Origin of the sequence: Butyrivibrio sp. AC2005 (assembly GCF_000424145.1) — a bacterium.
In the GTDB taxonomy this organism is placed as follows: domain Bacteria; phylum Bacillota; class Clostridia; order Lachnospirales; family Lachnospiraceae; genus Butyrivibrio.
In genome coordinates this window covers 15330-32701 of sequence record NZ_AUJI01000022.1, presented here as the reverse complement: position 1 = coordinate 32701, position 17372 = coordinate 15330, and the positions used below count along the sequence as shown (strand labels likewise).

Below are 17372 nucleotides of genomic sequence, written 5' to 3'. Positions count from 1 at the left end.
GTCCGCGCAAAGCCATCGTCCCCCGGACGATGTGCGCCCCCAAAGGGGAAGGCTTTATTTGTCTTATAATTTTTTCGCATGTCATATGTCATAGCGTGTGGTGGTGCCTTCCTTGTTACCGGAAAGCTCTATAAAATCCCTGTTCTCACAAATAATATGATTAATTGAGATTGGAACCTTTCCGCCGTTTTCACCATCGGCATCTATGATCAGCTTTGGTACACCGTAACCGGGAAGTCTGTAGCGAAGCTTTTCAACTATCTCCATTCCCTTTTTATAATCTGCATAAAAATGTGCCGTTCCATCAACTCTGTCACAGATATAGAGGTAATAAGGTATTATGCTGGCTCCGATAAGCTTCGTATACAGTTCAACAAGAATATCCGCATCATCGTTTATTCCACGCATGAAAACGCTCTGGTCGCCAACCGGAATCCCACGCATCTGAATTCTGTTTGCAGCTTCAATAGCTTCCTTTGTAACTTCTTTCGGATGATTGAACTGCGTAAAAATCCAAAGCGGGCGATATTTTGCAAGCATATCGCAGAGTTCATCAGTAATAATGTCAGGCTCAGTAACAATAGCTCTGGTTCCTATACGAATCGTATTTACAGTAGGAACAGATCTGAACCCCTGAATAAAGTATTCAAGAAGATCTCTGGATATCGCAAGGGGATCTCCGCCAGTTATCAATATATCATTTACTTCGGGATGTTTTTTCAGATAATCAAGTGCAGCCGGAAGAACGTCCTTACTTGCGGGTTTACCACTCATTACGGTGTTCTTTCTGGTACAATGCCTGCATAGCATATAACAGGAATTAGAGCACATAAATGCCGCCCTTGAGTAATACTTATGAATCAGAAATGGTGTTTTCTCGAATTTACCTTCATTTAAGGGATCTTCTTTATATCCCTTTACTTTTTCAAGTTCCTTAATGTTCGGAATACACTGCTGCCTGATGGGGCAATTATCATCATTCCAGTCGATAAGATTAAAATAGTGATCAGATATCCTTACAGGATATTTTTTAGAAACTTCTTCTATTTCTTTTTTTTCGGCATCGCTGATACTTATGCCTTTTTCGCCCAGCGCTTTAAATAATTGTTCGGTATTGTTTATCATATGTAAAATAACCCCTCATACGTCCACTTTGCTAACAGCTTCACGACGTGGAAACGCTATAAATATATATACATATACACACTAATTGTAGCATGCAAATAATAAACTAATTCCGAAATAACAATTAAATAAATATATACAAACGTATTATATTGTACTCATATATTAAGCGCGGCAATCAGATTTTTGTAATCCATGTATTTTTTAATAAAGCTCTCATGGTTTTCTCTGATATAGTCATAATCCCCGGTCTTTCCGGCAACTTCAAGCCTGTATGCCTTTTCTCCAAGCTTGTTTGCTCCTATTATTCTGGCAGAGGTTTTCATCGCATCTGCCTTTATTGAATAATTCTCATAGTCTTCGTCGGAATAAAGCCGGTCCAGTTCCTCGATATTTTCATCAGTCAGATTATAAAAAGCCTTAAGTAAGTCCAGATATACATCGGCTCGTCCGGTGTAATCCAATCCGGTATCTATGTTTATAAGCTTCTGATCAAGTAACAGTGTCAGCTTTTTATATACATACTGTGCCCTATGGGTCAGTATATTATCATCATCTGAGTCCTCACAGTTTATCTCGATAAGCTCATTCGGAAGGTACTTCATGAGCAGCAGGTCAAGGCTGTCAGTATCTATAGGCTTAGTAAGATAATCAGAGAAGCCTTCCGCAATATACTCCTCTCTGGCACCGGTAATAGCATTGGCTGTAAGACAAATTGTAGGCGTATTCAGATTCGGATTATCCTCTTCCTCTTTCATCTCATGCAGGATCATGATTCCATCCTTTTCAGGCATCATGTGATCAAGGAAAATAATGTCATATTTTTTCTCCCTCATCATTTCCAGAGCCTCATCTCCGCTATCTGCGGTATCTGTCATAATAAGAGTCTGCTTGATCAGATTTTTAAATACCATCAGATTCATTTCATTGTCGTCAACTACAAGTATTATTGCTCCGGGTGCGGTAAATTGCCCTCTGTATTCCTCTGCCTTATTGAGAGTTTCCGCATATGAGGCCGCGTAGTCGCCCAGCACCTCACTACCGACAATCTTCTGTTTTAATTTAAAGTGGAAGTCAGAGCCCTCTCCATAAACACTTTCCACCTCAAGAGTAGTCCCCATCATTTCAAGAAGGTTCTTGGTAATATTCATACCAAGACCTGTTCCTTCTATATTGCGATTCCTCTTTTCCTCTATTCTCTCAAATTCAGAGAACAGTTTTTTCACATCAGCCTCTTTGATACCGATACCCGTATCCTTAACAGATACCTCCAGAAATATATTTTCCGGATCATTATCTGTTTTTGAAAATCCCACGTGGAAAACGATACTGCCCTCTTCAGTATATTTTGCAGCATTGGTAAGTATATTTGTGATGATCTGTTTGATACGTCCGGAATCACCATATAACAGCTTCGGTGTATCGGGATCAAAATCCAGAATAAGCTCAAGTCCCTTGGAATCCACTCTGGGACTCACCATGTTCACCAAATCATTCAGAACGGATGAGAGGTCATATTTTTCAAGGATAAGCTCAAGCTTACCCGCTTCAATTTTGGAAAAATCAAGAATATCATTGATGATGCCAAGCAGTGTTGACCCGGCAGTTTTTACATTTTCAGAATATAATCTTATCTCAGGGTCTGTAGACTCCCTGAGTATCATCTCATTCATACCAAGAACGGCATTAATCGGTGTACGAATTTCGTGAGACATATTGGCAAGGAAATTACTCTTTGCACGGTTAGCGGCATCCGCCTCTATTATCTGCTCCGTAAGAGAAGTGGCCATTGACTGCAATGCTCTGGATAAAACTCCCAGCTCATCCTCTCTGTCAATCTCAAGTTTCTTACTGAAATCTCCTTTTTGATAAAGCTGTGCAGTATCCGTAATATGCTTCATCGGCACAGTGATAGCCCTTATCTGTATATAACAGAGACTCCCTATCATCAGGAGTACGATTCCCAGTACCATAAGGAACAGCAAAAGTGTCTGACGCACCTGCTCTCTTAGCTGTCCTTCGTACCATTCTATACTGAAATCCACTGCCACAATACCAACTATCTCACCAGCTGAATTGTGCACGGGACTATAGGCACTGTAAAAAGTCCCCCACCGATCTGTATAAGGCACTAAATCAACGGCACTGGTTCCCTTACTTGCTTTTACCAGCGCCTCTGTCTTTGTAACCTCCTCCCCAAATTCTCCGGGTTCCTCCAGCGAAGGATCGATGGTAAAGGTAAAACGTCCATCCTCTTCCTCCTTAACTCCATACACAGAATCAGCTTCTATGTTGTCGCGGAAAATTGCAAGAGCATTATAAATCCTTCGGTAGCCCGGATTGTTCACGCTGTCTTTTGTAAGTCTCTCCAGCGTATCACCGTCTATCGAACCGGCAGCACAATTTACAATATCCAGCATTCTTTGTCTTGTGGATCTGATTATGGCTGTATTGGCCTGATAAAGAGCGACAACGCAAAAAGAGCCGGTGGAAAGAATTACCGCCAACAAAACAACAAACCATATTCTTGTTGCCAGACTTTTTTTGTGGTTCATTTAGTCCTCATTATCAGTATTTACACTATCAAATGTTTCAATGGTAAACTTCCCATCAGAAGCTGACAGCGAAAGCTTTCCGCCATCTTTTAGCTTTCCGAACAATATCTCATCAACAAAAAGAGGCTTAATGTCATTTCTTATTACGCGATCAACCTCCCTGGCACCGAATTCCTGACTTATACCACGCTTTTTAAGAAGCTCTTTTGCACTTTCATCGGCTGAAAACTCTATCTTCTTAGCAGTCAGCTGATCCTTCAACTCTTCAAGCTTTTTATTTACAACAAGAGTTGCCATTTCAGAGTCCATACTGTTAAAGACAACAACCTTACTCAGTCTGTTCCTGAACTCAGGCTGGAAAACTCTTTTTACTTCCTCCATAAGAACGCTGTTATCGTGTCCTTCGCTGACAAAACCGATGCCACTCTTTCCAAGCTTATTAGCCCCGGCATTGGAGGTCATGATCACAACAACATTTCTGAAATCTGCCTTGCGTCCCTGATTGTCTGTAAGGGTTGCATAGTCCATAACCTGAAGAAGCACATTGAATATATCAGGATGTGCCTTTTCGATCTCATCAAGAAGAAGTACTGAGGATGGATTTTTTCTGATCTCCTCGGTCAGTATTCCACCTTCCTCATAGCCAACGTATCCGGCAGGTGAACCTATGAGCTTGGCGACAGCATGCTTTTCCCCGTACTCACTCATATCAAAACGAATCAGTTTAACGCCCAGCTCTGTGGCAAGTCTCTTTGCTATCTCAGTTTTTCCTACGCCGGTAGGTCCGACAAACAATAGACTCGCCAGAGGTTTGTTCTCTTCCGTAAGGCCTGCCTTGGAAAACTTAACCGCATTAACGACCTGCATGATTGCATCATCCTGCCCAAAGATTTTATGCTTCAGCCTGTCCTCGAGTGTAGCAAGTCCCTCCATATCATCGGTTTCCACAGTTTCGATCGGTACACGGCAGATCTTGGTCAGAATCTCGTTTATCACATCCTTACCAACCTTCTGCTTCTTTTTATCAACGGGATGAAGCTTTCTGTACGAACCCGCCTCATCAATGATGTCAATCGCCTTATCAGGAAGATACCGCTCATTGATGTACTTTGCGCTCATTTTGACAGCATACTCAAGAACTCCCTTGGCATATTTAACGCCATGGAATTCCTCGTATTTTTCCTTTAGTCCTTCAAGTATCTGTATGCTTTCAGCTTCAGTCGGTTCCTTCACTTCAACATTCTGAAAACGTCTGACCAGACTCTTATTTTTCTCAAAATACTTTTTGTATTCCTCAAAGGTTGTAGCTCCTATGAACCTGATATGTCCATCCGTCAGGTATGGCTTAAGCATGTTGGATGCATCAAAAGAGCCCTCCCCTACAGCTCCTGCTCCCGAGAGGTTATGAATCTCATCTATATAAATTATGGGTTTTTCTTCTTTTCCTATTTCCGACAGAACTCTCTTGAAGCGTTTTTCAAAGTCGCCACGATACTGGGTTCCCGCGAGCATTCCGCCAAGGTCAAGCGCATATATTTTGGCTCCCTTTATCGCATCGGGAACCTCTCCCTTCCTGAGCCTTTCCACAAGTCCGTAGGTTATTGCGGTTTTTCCAACACCCGGTTCGCCTATATGAAGGGGATTATTTTTATCCTTCCTGCACAGAATCTGAATCGTACGCTCAAGCTCGTTCTTTCTTCCAATAAGAGGATTCACATCCTCCAGCGTATCATTTAAGCATGGTGCAAAAATCTTGAGATTACCTGCATCTTCCTTTTCAAAGCTGCCTGTTGTGGCACTTCCCCCATGAACGGTAGCCTCATCTTCTATATAAGACATCTCTTCAAGAAGCTCAGCCTCGGAAATGCCATCCTGCTCCATGTAATAAACAGCATAGCTGTTGTCCAGATTCCAGATAGCATGTATGAAATGCCTGATATATATCTGGTCACATCCACTTCCAAAAGCACTCTGACCGGCAAAGTTTATCATGTGCTGGGTTCCGGTTGAAAGGGTGGGTTCCTGGCCGTTTGACTTCTCTACATATTTCTCAATATATTTTTTCAGGTGCTTTTTCAGCGCCTTTTTATCACCGCCGCAATTTTCATAAGCGGCTACAAACTCCGGTATCTCCAATATCATAAGAAGAATCATCTCCGGGGTTACATATTCATATCCATTTTCACTTGCAAGCTCGATTGCCTTTTGAAGAACGAGCATTGCTTCTCCGGACAGGTTCATATTATGCCTCCTCTACGCTCATTCTAAAGGGAAATCCCTCACTCTTTGCCCTGGACAGGGCTGAATCGACCTTGGTTCTTGCTATGTCATATGGATATTTCCCAACAACTGCCTGGCCGTTTTTGTGTACATTCATCATAATGGATTGTGCAGTCACTTCATCCTTATGAAAAATATCCACAAGTATTTCTACGACAAATTCCATGGTGGTGAAGTCATCATTGTACATGATCACATTGAATTGACGCGGTTCCTTTATAAGGTCCTTTGTTTTTTCTTTTGTTGCACCCTGAGTTGCCATGTTTCGTCTCCCAATAGTGTGATGTTTATGTCTGTTATTCCATGATAGACCTATGGATGTTGTGTAGTCAATCTGATGGTTCTTTCATCCATTTGCTTCGCTGGCACTGTCTACGCTCCGCTTCGGTCCGCGCAAAGCCATCGTCCCCCGGACGATGTGCGCCCCCCAAGGGGAAGGCTTATTATTCTTTAATAAAAATTTTAGAAATTATACATCATACCCTACGAAAATTTACGAAAAAAAATTTACTGACTTTGACGCTTCTATGTATTAAAATATTAAAGTTGCGCTTACAAACGAATCTATTTTATAAAGAAAATTTAATTTATTTAGGAGGTATTTAAAAATGGATTCAAAAAAGATGAAGTGGAGTACACTTGCGTTCATCGCTTTCTCCACTGTTTGGGGGTTCGGAAACGTTCTTAACGGTTTCGTATACTTTAACGGTATTCAGGTTATTTTCAGCTGGATACTCATGTTTGCACTTTATTTTATTCCCTACGCACTTATGGTAGGTGAGCTTGGTTCCGCATTCAAGAATTCAGGTGGCGGTGTCAGCTCATGGATTCTCAGTACTACAGGTCCCAAGGTTGCTTATTACGCAGGCTGGACATACTGGGCATGCCACATCACTTATATCGCTTCAAAATCATCAGGCGGTCTTAAGGCACTTAGCTGGGCAGTTTTCAGAAATGGTGAGACATATGATACCTTCCCTACTCTTGCAGTACAGCTTGTAACTTTCGCAATTCTTCTTATTTTCTGCTGGGTTGCATCAAGAGGTCTTAATCCTCTTAAGAAGCTTGCTACAATCGCAGGAACAAGTATGTTCGTTATGTCTATCCTTTACATCCTTATGATGTTTGCTGCTCCCGCAATCAATCCGGGCGCCGGCTTCGTATCAATGAATTTCACAGCGAAGAGTCTTATTCCTAACTTTGATGTTAAGTACTTTACATCACTTTCAATCCTCGTATTCGCAGTTGGCGGATGTGAGAAGATTTCACCTTATGTTAATAAGGTAGAGAATCCCAGCAAGGGATTTCCCAAGTCCATGATCACACTTGCTATCATGGTTGTTGTATGCGCAATTCTCGGAACAATTTCAATGGGCATGATGTTCGATCCTGCTGAGATCAATGCCAGCACAGAGAGCTTCAATGCTTATAACTCAAACGGAAGTTACTGGGCATTCCAGAAGCTTGGCAATTACTATCACGTAGGTGACAGTCTTCTTATCATCTATGCTGTATGTAACATGATTGGTCAGCTTTCAACTCTTGTACTTAGTATTGATGCTCCTCTTCGTATGCTTCTTGATAACGAGGATGCAAGAGAGTTCATTCCTTCAGGTCTTCTTAAGAAGAATGATGCCGGCGCTTATGTAAACGGAATTAAGATGGTTGCTGTTCTTTCAGGTTCAATCATCCTCATCCAGTCATTCGTACCCGGCGCTGCAGCAGTACTTAAGCAGCTCACAAAGCTCAACTCAGTTTGTATGCCTCTTCGTTACCTCTGGGTATTCTTCGCTTACATGGCACTTCGTAAGGCCGGCGACAAATTCCCTGCAGAGTATCGTTTCGTAAAGAATCAGGGTGTAGCACTTTTCTTCGGTGGATGGTGCTTCCTTGTAACAGCAGGCAGCTGCATACTTGGTATGTATGATACAGATCCTTTTACCTTTGCGCTTAACGTAATTACTCCTCTTGTTCTTACAGCACTTGGTGTAATTCTTCCTATCATTGCAAAGAACGAAAAATCCAAGAAATCATCCGGCCAAAAGGCTGCGTAAATAGGACGCCCCGGTAACATGTGAAGGATTTCAATCTCGTTGCTTACGCATAATCGATTGAAATCCTTCACATGTTACCGGGGCTGTTTTTTCAATGCACTACTTATTATGATATTACCCGATAATTTATAGATTTATAATTTTCCTTATTCTATCCACAAGAAGTATATTAATTTTTTAACGCAATGGAATACATGTCCATGGCGTTTCTTCTATCGGTTCAAGGAGCCATCAAAGACTGCGGAGTCGATGACTCTTCTTGTGTCGTTACAATATACAACTATGTTTATTCCGTTGCCCTGCTTTGCATATTCGATATCATCTATCTTGATTGAGCAATCATCTCCGGCGTAATACCCCTTTGAAGTAATTGAATAATCAACCAGTTTATTTCTGGCGCTGCCGACAAAATGAAGTGTATCTCTGTCGGAATCCTGACTCACATTCTCATCAGACTTAACACCGTAATAACCATCATACTCTTTCGCTGCAAGATCAAAGCCTGCCTTTTTAAAGGCCCTTTTAACTGCATCCGTTACGCAGAAGGTCATATCCGATTTCGCAGCCAAAAGAACTGTATATCGAGGCTGATCTATTTCTTCCAGATATTCATCTATATCCTTGATGTTACTGATTTTGCAGTCCGCAAGGATATTCTGATAATATTCCTCCGTATCTGCCCACTGAGCATCATAGTGAGCACCAGCAACTGCGTAATCCTCCTGCAGAAGCTCTGCAATATATTTCGAAACTCTCTTGGCTCCCCAGATATTGGTGTGCCAGTTATCATTCATATCCTTGGTCCACTTAAATCCAGAACCTTCATAAGCAATATACTCATTAAAGTCACAGAACTCGATATTATTTTCATTAGCATACTGCTGAACCGCATTATGCCTGTACTCATCCCAGCTCTCTGAAGGAGTTTTGGTGAGAATAAAGTCGATATCATTATCGTTGCAAAGTGTAACTATCTTATCCAGATACTGCATCATCAGCGGTTCTGTTTCAGCATACGCTTCAAGATTAGTTACAAGTATAGGTTCAAAATCCGGGTCGGACGTGCCTCTCTGACTCAAGGCTGAAAATCCCTTCAGCTCATAATGCCTCTCAAGACTTACAAATTCAAAGTCATTTTCATTAAGCTCCATCCAGCGGTTGTGGAATCTGACATTTTGGAAGATGTAGCTGTTTACAGTCTGTTTTTCATCCAGTCTGCATATATCATGAATAGCTTCCCATTTTACATCAGACCATCTCATGGCATCCAGAGCCATTCTTGTAAAAGATTCCGAGGTGTTCAATGGTTCGGAAGGATCAAAGGTATAAAGCATATATGTATCCAGAACAACCGCGCTGGGTTTCTGATATCGCAGTGCCTCCTTGAGCCAATAGTATGAAACCACGAGATTCTGCTGCTCACAGGCAAGGTTATAGCTTGTAATTCCGTACTTATCATATACTACCTGCGGATTAAAAGCTGCTGCCGCATGAGAACTTCCCAGAAACAGAACATCTATTGTATCCCTGTCTATCTTGTAAAAGCCTTTATAGGTAGAGGTCGTCGGCCACAGATCCTCAAAATATTTTTTCGGGGTTATAACATAATTAACGAGAGAAATAACAATACAGGCTATAAATGAAAATATTATGACCCTGACAGCAAATATACAGTGCTTTTTCATCAGAACCCTCCATAAATAAAATCCTGCGCATCAAAGCCAAAGCCGTATGTGCCAAACAGAATTATCCCAACAATTGCAGCCAGATAAACTCCCCATCTGAAAAGCAGGGGCTGCTTAAAAACACGGTCTCCGGCAGAATTACCTTCCTCCTGGTACTTGCCAACCTTGTGAAGGAAGTAAATCGCAGCTCCAAGGACCACCATTTCCTTCCACTCAAGTCCAAGCGTAAAAAGCCTGTTGTTCATGAGCACCCAGGGATTAAACTCGGTCACCATGTCAGTAATAAGCATGAATCCTTTTCGCAGAGTTTCTGCCCTGAAAATAATCCATGCGAAATTAACAAGTAAAAATGTTCCTGCCTGCTTGATCCATCTCTTCTTTCTGGAGTCAGGTTCTATTCCGCAGATATCGTATATTTTTTCTCTAAGATTAAAAGTGAGTTCTCCGATTATCTGGTAAACTGCGTGAATCAATCCCCAAACAAGGAACTTAAAACCTGCGCCATGCCACAATCCGCTTATAAAAAAGGTGATAAGCAGATTGATATATTTTCTAAGCTTTCCCTTTCTGTTTCCGCCAAGCGGAATATAGATGTAATCCCTAAGCCAGGTGCTGAGAGATATATGCCATCTTCTCCAGAAATCCTTGATGGAAAGCGCATAATACGGACGCTCAAAGTTCGACGCAAGCTCAATGCCAAAGAGTCCGCTGACACCTCTCGCAAGGGTTGTGCATGCCAGGAAATCAGCGTACAGCTGAATACTATATAAAAATGAAGCAAGCCAGATGTACGCACCGGAATATGCCGGATAGTTATCAAATACAGTATTTACAATTATCGCAGCCTTATCCGCAATAACCAGCTTAAGGAAAAAGCCCCAGATAATAAGCTGAAAACCCTTTACTATTTTTTCCTCATCAAATCTGTTTCCGTCAGTGAGCTGATGCTGAAGCTGACCATATCTCGGAATAGGTCCCTGAATAAGCTGCGGAAAATAGCCGGCGAAAAGAGCAAACTTTGCTATGTTTTTTTCCGGCATAATTCTCTCCATAAAAACATCAGCCATATAGCCAATCAGCTGTAATGTGTAAAAGGATATTCCAAGAGGCACAAGCCAGTCGACAGGCTTGCCTCCAAGTATCTCTTCTATAACAAAATTGGAATTCTTAATCAAAAGCCAGGGAACAGTAACTCCAAGGATTCCTGCAATAAACGCAGCCTTCCTCGCTCCTCCCCTCAATTTATCCATTATGAGTGTAATACTGTAGCTAAAGATAATCGTGCCAAGGAAAATCCACCAGCCCGTCTTATAGAATGCGGCATAAAAGGCAACATTGCCTGCCAAAAGAACTATCCATCTGAACTTAACAGGAAAGATGTAATAGAGCAAAAGTGCAATGAGCACCAATTGATAATATTTCAGAGAGATGTAAATCATCGAAGTCCCCTCACTACCCCAAAAATAAAACTATTCATAGCCCCTCATGATGATTATTATTAATGGATTTTTTCCAAAAGCAAAAACCATCCTCATGAGTATATCACAAAGATGGTTTTCATATTGTCTGACTTTTGCCGGATTATTATGAGATTTTCTCGCGGATTTCCTTCTCGTGAAGATCCTGAATGTCATCTATAGCTGAGAGCATCGGTTTAATATCCTTGCCACGGATTTTTCTATCCACATAGTTCTTAGTGATCTTCATAACCGTTCCGCTAAGGGTGATAACACCAATCAGGTTGGGAATAGCCATCATACCGTTGAAGGTATCTGAGAGATCCCACGCAAGTGTGAGATCCATTGTTGCGCCTACAACTACGAACAGTACAAAAATTACCTGATAGAACTTCATGTTTTTTCTGCCAAAAAGATATTCAAAGCCCTTGCTTCCATACTGGCTCCAGCCAAGTACTGTTGAAAAAGCAAAGAATAAAATTGCTACTGCGATAAAAGCTGCTCCGAATTTGCCGAATACTGTTGAAAAAGCCTCTGCAACAAGTGCAGTGGAAACCTGCTCTGAAAGTACCTTACCGGTATTAAGATCTACAAGTCCGCTTGATAAAATCGAGAAAGCTGTAATTGTGCAGACGATCATGGTATCAGCAAATACCTCGAAGATTCCCCACATTCCCTGGATTACAGGCTCTCTTACATTAGAGCTTGAGTGAACCATAACTGAAGAACCAAGACCTGCTTCGTTGGAGAATACTCCTCTTTTCATACCCCACTGAACTGCCATTGCGATTCCGCTTCCTACGATTCCGCCGCCAACAGCTCTGAATCCGAAAGCACCTTTAATGATGGATGTAAATACTGCACCAAACTGCCCAATATTTACAAGACAGACAATCAGAGCTCCAACCACATAGATAACTGCCATGAATGGAACCAGTCTCTCTGTTACGGCTGCGATTCTCTTAAGGCCGCCGACGATTACGAGACCTGCAAGAACCATAAGCACAAGACCTGTGATAAGATGCGGAACTCCGAAAGCTGAATTCATGTTAACCGCTATGGAATTAATCTGTCCCATGTTACCGATACCAAAAGAAGCAAGTACACAGAAAACGCTAAAGAGTACAGCCAGAACACTGCCAATCTGCTTGCAGCCCTTCTTTTCACCAAGTCCGTCGCTCAGGTAGTACATCGCACCACCGCACCACTCATTCCGCTCATTTCGTCTTCTATAATAAATACCAAGGACATTTTCAGAGAAGTTGGTCATCATTCCAAAGAATGCAACCACCCACATCCAGAAGATTGCTCCGGGACCGCCTGCCGCAATGGCAGCTGCCACACCTGCGATATTACCTGTTCCAATTGTTGCAGCGAGCGCTGTACAAAGGCTCTGAAACTGGGAAATCTGTGTATCTTCCTTGTCAGTGTGAGCTGTTACGTGATCATCCTTAAAAATACCCCCAACAGTATTTCTAATCCAATGCTTAAAATGGGATACCTGGAAAAATTTGGTGAGGAAGGTCATGAGAATTCCGCAGCCTACAAGCAGAATTAACATTGGGAGGCCCCACACAAAGCCATTAACAGCATTATTTACGGTTTCAACAGTTGTTAAAAAGTTTGCCATATCTCCTCCTAAGTCGTGAATAGTTAAATCTCTATTTCACATAAAAAGATTAAAAAATAAAGATGCTCCACTTTTTATGGAACATCTTTGTTCTTTGATTATATTATCAAATTTTACACTTTAACGCAATACATTTATAAAGCAAAAAAGCAAAGGTCAAATTCTAAGTATATTATTCAGGCTACTAGGAATTTGTACTTCTTAACACTGTAGAGAGGCACAAAGGGAATAATGATAGGCACAGTGCGAATATACTTTTGATATTCAGGATCATCACCATAGTTTTTATCCTGTCTTATCTCAAGTCTTCTGGCACCACTGAACATAACCCAGACTATCAGTAAATATCCGGCAGCAGCAAGCACCCACTGCAAAATTCCACTAAGGGCAGTTGTGCCTGTAAGAAGCATACCTGTCCATATCAGAAGCTCCCCAAGATAATTTGGGCAACGCACAATTTTATACAAACCGGTATCTACAAAACGGTTTGTGTTCTTCTTTTTTGCAGAAGTCTTCTGTATATCAGCAACTGTTTCCATAATGACACCGCATACCATAACCGCAAAGCCTATCCAAAGCATCGTGTCAGCTGCAGCTCCATTATTAAGTCGATAGTAGATAGGGCATGTCATCAGGAAATAGAGAAGTCCGCATACTATCCAGAGTGTAATCTTTGCGATGAGAGGCATCCTCTTGCTCCGCTCGATTTCCGGACTGAGGATTTTTTTATAGGCAATGCTCTTAATCTCACGGATAAGAAGATATCCGCTAAGACGAAGGCCATATATAATAAGTAACAGGCATACCAGCAGTTCCGGCAAGGTTAAGGTTCCCCGAAAGCCTATAACAAGCGCTGTGCCAATAGCTGAAATGGCAAGTCCGTATCCCACAGAGAAAAACCATATATAATTGCGAAATCCCACGCATGCAGCTATCAGGCTAACGGCTATTACAATCCAGAGATTCATTTCTCTTCCTCCCAAGTATCAGTAATTTCCTTTATTTTACTATCTTTAACAATTTCATACAATAAAACAGGCGCCTCTTTCGAGACGCCCGTTCATGAGTTTCTATTCAATTCTTATTATTTTCTCTTAATCAGGCTGCTGCATATAACTGCGCATTTTCACAGATTGTTCTGCTGTAATTGGTTCCATCTACTCTGTTTGCAGCTGCTGCACTGCCTTCTCCCTGATGCCAGCAATCAAGTGCAATATACTGATTTCCATATTTTGCCATCCATCCAGAAAGCATATATGCACAGATTCTAACATTCTGATATGCATCATTAGGGTCTGCACCAAGGGTAGCTATTGCAGCACTAAAATTACTCGGGTTAAGCTGTGTAAGTCCGATGTAACATCCGTTCCTTGCACCAACATTTCCTTTACTCTCTGTATACACCAGCGCCTTAAGAATATTGCTGTCTATTCCAAACTCTGCAGCGGCCTGCTCACAATATGCATTTACTTCCGGAGAAAGAGCAATGGGACAAGCCTGTGCTGCTTCCGGAGCCTCCTGAGCTTCCGTGGCTTCTGCAGGTTCCGTGGCCTCCGGAACTTCCGTAACTTCTGAAGATTCTGTTACTTCTGAAGATTCTGCTACTTCTGATGCTTCCGTTACTTCCTCAGCCTGTACTGTTACAACATTAGTAAACATAAGTCCAAATACAACAGTTGCCATAAATACAAATTTCTTTAACAAAATACATACTCCTTAACACAGTAACAATCAGTTATATTCTGATTGTAGCTATAATGTTTTCCGCATCTGAGTATGTATTTTATTATATAGCGTAACCGTTTGTCAACCTTTTGTAACATTTATGTAACATTTTAAATATTTATTTTAATTATTTCTTCTCCACACACGGTTATTTCCAGAAAAATGAATAAAGATATTTCTTCCTGAAGCCAAGCCTCTCATAGAATTCCATATCGGAAATCACGTAAGCCCTGGTTCAATCCCCATAACCCGTATGGATTACGCTTTAACTCATTTTCATACAGCGATAACACTGACCATATATCAAAAAACATCACCTTGCAGTCTCCGATAGCCGTTTCTCTAATGAGTCCTTTTTCATAAGCCATCTCCTGGATTTTATACCAAGCCTTTACAGGCGGATGCCCTGCTTCCATAAACCACTTATCCGGAGGATACTTTCGGTTAATCTCGTCCGTCGGTTCAAATATCTTGTTTATATCATCCGGAGTTATCCCTTCCACATAATGCATTGCTGTAAGCTTATAAATATCAACGCCGAGCATAAGTGCCTTGCCGCCATTCCTGATCGGATAATCAAGGCCGCCTGTCAAGACCTCTTTCCCGTGCCTGCCCCAGCCCGAGGTGCTTATCACATCCTGTCCGGTATAAGTATCCGGGAGTTTGCGGAATGTATCTGCAACAAGTCCCATTGCTGTTCTATCTGAGTCAGGCGGTAATACTTTTATCTTTACTGTGATCCCAAGCTTTTTATCTTCTTCGGTAAGCGGCAGTTCTCGGCTTAGCCTAAGCGCCGGCATGAAAATACTTCCTTCCTCCGTGACAATCTCTTTTAGCGTATTTATCACTGTTTCAGCTCCGCCTTCAAGTTCTCCAAAACTGCTAAGTGATGAGTGAACCTCTAATACCATGCCCTTCTCAACCCCAAGGTCAATCAGCGCATTTTTTAGCATTTCCTTTGTGACCATAATCAGCAAAGCTCCTTTCCGGTTTTCTCTCCTCCAGTTTTAGTAAAATCAGTTTTATAACACATATTCCATCTGTACATCAAATGGCTCTTCATCTGCAATCCAGGGTATTATCTCCTCGGCATGCACGCATCCCAATGCCTTATATGCAGCCTGAGATTCTTTTGATGAATGAGCGGAAATGTAAAGCTTTTTTGCATCATATTCCCTTGCAACCCCGGCTGCTTTCTCAAAAAGCTTTCTGCCAACTCCCATACCCCTGAATGGTTCTGATACCTGAAATGTAACAAGCTGGACATACTGTCCTTTTGTTCCTAACCTTTTTGTACCAACCGTGATATATCCTATCAAATCCGTCTCTTCAAATGCCCCATAATCTATCATGTCCCCATATAGGTGATTTGCTATTGCCGACGCTTCTTCTCTGCACTTATCAAGACTCCATTCTTCCACAAATGAAATAGGCAGAAGAAGCCAATCTCCATCCACATTTCTTAGGCACTCCGTGACAACCTGATGCCTGATAAAGTTATCCAGTGAATGGGAATTAAAGTTATCTTCAGTTAGTCTCTCAACTCTTATTTCCATACCTCAATGTCCTTTATGTTTTTCTCTTTATTTCCGGTGTAATATCAACTCCATTAAGCTGTGACCATTCCTTGGCCACCTTTATGCGCAGTTCATTATCGTTATTGATTGTTGCCAGACGAGCTTCGCAAGCCTCGCAGTCTAGTCCGCAATATGCAATGAAATCATTCATAATCAAGTCCTCCCACGTCGCCTACCCTTATAGTGTTTATAAAGGGACGGAGCCTTAATACCGACAACAGTTGCAATCTGCTCCACACTTGTTCCATCGTATCCATTTATCCAGTGAGCTTCTTATTTTACTTTTCTCATTTTATAGGCATACCAATATTTAACAGTTTTTACTCCGCTTTTCTTGATCATTTTAGCAAGTGCTTTGTGTTCTTTATCACTTCCTTCATGATTTCGCATAGCGGAATAAAGAACGCCGTAGCAAACATTAATTTTTTTTATCCCTGAAAAGGCTCCTTTTTTAATTTTTATGGTATCTTTGACACTTTTAAGATATGGAGGGTTTATTTCATTATTACTGCTACAGCCAATATATTTGAGGTTTTTGCATCCTTTAAATGCATTTTTTTCAATAGTAAGATTTACAGCTTGCGCTCCATGTATCTCAATTTCTTCAAGATCACTGCAGTTTTTAAAACTTCCGCTCATGATATTAAGGGAAGGAAAATAATAGTCTTTCACTCCTGTATTAGGATCGAAACTATACTCAATGCAAAGTCGAGATAATGCGTTATTTTTGAAAGCATTTTTTGCTACCGATACAATAAAAAATTCTTCTCCGGTTTCAGCACATCTTACATATGATTTAATGGATACCTGAAATGGCTGAGAACGATCGGGATTTAGGCCGACAACTTGAGCTTTACCGTATTTGAACTCTTTTCCTGATGAAACAAATAATGTGGAAGATTCTTCCACAACTTTATACTTCAAATCGTCGTAGTAAAAGATATCGCCCTTTGATAGATGATCCTTGGCATAAACCATGCTTTTTGAAAAACATAATAGCATTGCAAAGGCTAGAAGCGAGAATACTACGCTTGCTAAATGATTTTGTAACTTTTTTTCCATACCGTGTTTTCCTCCTAGAAAATAGTTTGTTATTTGTCCCCTCAAATAATTATCACATACTATAAGTTACTAGATATCTGTAAGAACAACAATGCAATTATTGCCTTTTTTTCGTTTGTGTCTTTATATTATACTGATTATAAAGAAATTTTCAGAAGGAAGTAAACACGCTTATAAAGTATTGTTTAGTGAGACAAAGATAGTATTCTGTAGATTCAATAC

General features: G+C 41.1%; 15 protein-coding genes. 1 reads left to right on the top strand and 14 read right to left on the bottom strand.

Annotated elements, in window-relative coordinates; genetic code table 11:
- Nucleotides 1-81: 81 nt before the first annotated feature.
- The 4 genes from G602_RS25655 to G602_RS0107110 all read right to left on the bottom strand — a co-directional run bounded on the left by G602_RS25655 (nucleotide 82) and on the right by G602_RS0107110 (nucleotide 6222).
- Nucleotides 82-1125, bottom strand: coding sequence for a KamA family radical SAM protein (locus G602_RS25655; protein ID WP_049945106.1), 1044 nt, complete (start codon nucleotides 1123-1125; stop codon nucleotides 82-84).
- Nucleotides 1126-1283: 158 nt separating this feature from the next.
- Complete coding sequence (locus G602_RS25650) at nucleotides 1284-3680, bottom strand: response regulator (RefSeq protein ID WP_049945105.1); 2397 nt, start codon at nucleotides 3678-3680, stop codon at nucleotides 1284-1286.
- Nucleotides 3681-5921, bottom strand: coding sequence for an AAA family ATPase (locus tag G602_RS0107115; protein ID WP_026658372.1), 2241 nt, complete (start codon nucleotides 5919-5921; stop codon nucleotides 3681-3683). It abuts the gene before it with no gap.
- A gap of 1 nt (nucleotide 5922) precedes the next feature.
- A complete protein-coding gene (locus G602_RS0107110; protein WP_026658371.1) occupies nucleotides 5923-6222 on the bottom strand; it encodes an ATP-dependent Clp protease adaptor ClpS in 300 nt (99 codons plus the stop codon).
- Between the two features lie 346 nt (nucleotides 6223-6568).
- Here G602_RS0107110 and G602_RS0107105 point away from each other — a divergent pair, with 346 nt between their 5' ends.
- The gene (locus G602_RS0107105) at nucleotides 6569-8014 is read left to right on the top strand and encodes an APC family permease (protein ID WP_026658370.1); all 1446 of its coding nucleotides are present in this window, start codon (nucleotides 6569-6571) and stop codon (nucleotides 8012-8014) included.
- Between the two features lie 212 nt (nucleotides 8015-8226).
- On the opposite strand, the gene G602_RS0107100 is transcribed toward G602_RS0107105, so the two are convergent.
- From G602_RS0107100 to G602_RS0107060, 10 genes are all read right to left on the bottom strand, one after another.
- A complete protein-coding gene (locus G602_RS0107100; protein WP_026658369.1) occupies nucleotides 8227-9699 on the bottom strand; it encodes a hypothetical protein in 1473 nt (490 codons plus the stop codon).
- Entirely contained in the window at nucleotides 9699-11138 is a 1440-nt protein-coding gene (locus G602_RS0107095) for an MBOAT family O-acyltransferase (RefSeq protein WP_026658367.1), read from the bottom strand. The genes G602_RS0107100 and G602_RS0107095 overlap by 1 nt, the downstream gene beginning before the upstream one ends.
- 145 nt (nucleotides 11139-11283) lie before the next feature.
- A complete protein-coding gene (locus G602_RS0107090; protein ID WP_026658366.1) occupies nucleotides 11284-12786 on the bottom strand; it encodes an alanine/glycine:cation symporter family protein in 1503 nt (500 codons plus the stop codon).
- A gap of 176 nt (nucleotides 12787-12962) precedes the next feature.
- The gene (locus G602_RS0107085; protein ID WP_026658365.1) at nucleotides 12963-13754 is read right to left on the bottom strand and encodes a DUF1295 domain-containing protein; all 792 of its coding nucleotides are present in this window, start codon (nucleotides 13752-13754) and stop codon (nucleotides 12963-12965) included.
- 130 nt (nucleotides 13755-13884) lie between these two features.
- Nucleotides 13885-14490, bottom strand: a complete 606-nt coding sequence (locus tag G602_RS28710) for a transglycosylase SLT domain-containing protein (RefSeq protein WP_049945104.1) — start codon at nucleotides 14488-14490, stop codon at nucleotides 13885-13887.
- Between the two features lie 218 nt (nucleotides 14491-14708).
- Entirely contained in the window at nucleotides 14709-15479 is a 771-nt protein-coding gene (locus G602_RS0107075) for an AAC(3) family N-acetyltransferase (RefSeq protein ID WP_026658364.1), read from the bottom strand.
- Nucleotides 15480-15533: 54 nt separating this feature from the next.
- On the bottom strand, nucleotides 15534-16067 hold the full coding sequence (locus G602_RS0107070; RefSeq protein WP_026658363.1) for a GNAT family N-acetyltransferase: 534 nt from the start codon (nucleotides 16065-16067) through the stop codon (nucleotides 15534-15536).
- A gap of 13 nt (nucleotides 16068-16080) precedes the next feature.
- Nucleotides 16081-16239, bottom strand: coding sequence for a DUF3795 domain-containing protein (locus tag G602_RS30205; protein WP_155829718.1), 159 nt, complete (start codon nucleotides 16237-16239; stop codon nucleotides 16081-16083).
- Between the two features lie 2 nt (nucleotides 16240-16241).
- Nucleotides 16242-16349, bottom strand: a complete 108-nt coding sequence (locus tag G602_RS32190) for a TetR/AcrR family transcriptional regulator (protein ID WP_196808613.1) — start codon at nucleotides 16347-16349, stop codon at nucleotides 16242-16244.
- A 12-nt stretch (nucleotides 16350-16361) separates the two neighbouring features.
- The gene (locus tag G602_RS0107060; protein WP_026658362.1) at nucleotides 16362-17150 is read right to left on the bottom strand and encodes a hypothetical protein; all 789 of its coding nucleotides are present in this window, start codon (nucleotides 17148-17150) and stop codon (nucleotides 16362-16364) included.
- Between the last annotated feature and the right edge of the window lie 222 nt (nucleotides 17151-17372).

Excerpts from the sequence above, each read along its gene's own strand:
- G602_RS0107085 (WP_026658365.1), bottom strand. The coding sequence starts at position 13,754 with ATGAATCTCTGGATTGTAATAGCCGTTAGCCTGATAGCTGCATGCGTG.
- G602_RS0107115 (WP_026658372.1), bottom strand. The coding sequence starts at position 5,921 with ATGAACCTGTCCGGAGAAGCAATGCTCGTTCTTCAAAAGGCAATCGAG.
- G602_RS0107060 (WP_026658362.1), bottom strand. The coding sequence starts at position 17,150 with ATGGAAAAAAAGTTACAAAATCATTTAGCAAGCGTAGTATTCTCGCTT.
- G602_RS25655 (WP_049945106.1), bottom strand. The coding sequence starts at position 1,125 with ATGATAAACAATACCGAACAATTATTTAAAGCGCTGGGCGAAAAAGGC.
- G602_RS0107075 (WP_026658364.1), bottom strand. The coding sequence starts at position 15,479 with ATGGTCACAAAGGAAATGCTAAAAAATGCGCTGATTGACCTTGGGGTT.
- G602_RS0107095 (WP_026658367.1), bottom strand. The coding sequence starts at position 11,138 with ATGATTTACATCTCTCTGAAATATTATCAATTGGTGCTCATTGCACTT.
- G602_RS0107070 (WP_026658363.1), bottom strand. The coding sequence starts at position 16,067 with ATGGAAATAAGAGTTGAGAGACTAACTGAAGATAACTTTAATTCCCAT.
- G602_RS0107100 (WP_026658369.1), bottom strand. The coding sequence starts at position 9,699 with ATGAAAAAGCACTGTATATTTGCTGTCAGGGTCATAATATTTTCATTT.
- G602_RS0107090 (WP_026658366.1), bottom strand. The coding sequence starts at position 12,786 with ATGGCAAACTTTTTAACAACTGTTGAAACCGTAAATAATGCTGTTAAT.
- G602_RS25650 (WP_049945105.1), bottom strand. The coding sequence starts at position 3,680 with ATGAACCACAAAAAAAGTCTGGCAACAAGAATATGGTTTGTTGTTTTG.
- G602_RS30205 (WP_155829718.1), bottom strand. The coding sequence starts at position 16,239 with ATGAATGATTTCATTGCATATTGCGGACTAGACTGCGAGGCTTGCGAA.
- G602_RS0107105 (WP_026658370.1), top strand. The coding sequence starts at position 6,569 with ATGGATTCAAAAAAGATGAAGTGGAGTACACTTGCGTTCATCGCTTTC.
- G602_RS0107110 (WP_026658371.1), bottom strand. The coding sequence starts at position 6,222 with ATGGCAACTCAGGGTGCAACAAAAGAAAAAACAAAGGACCTTATAAAG.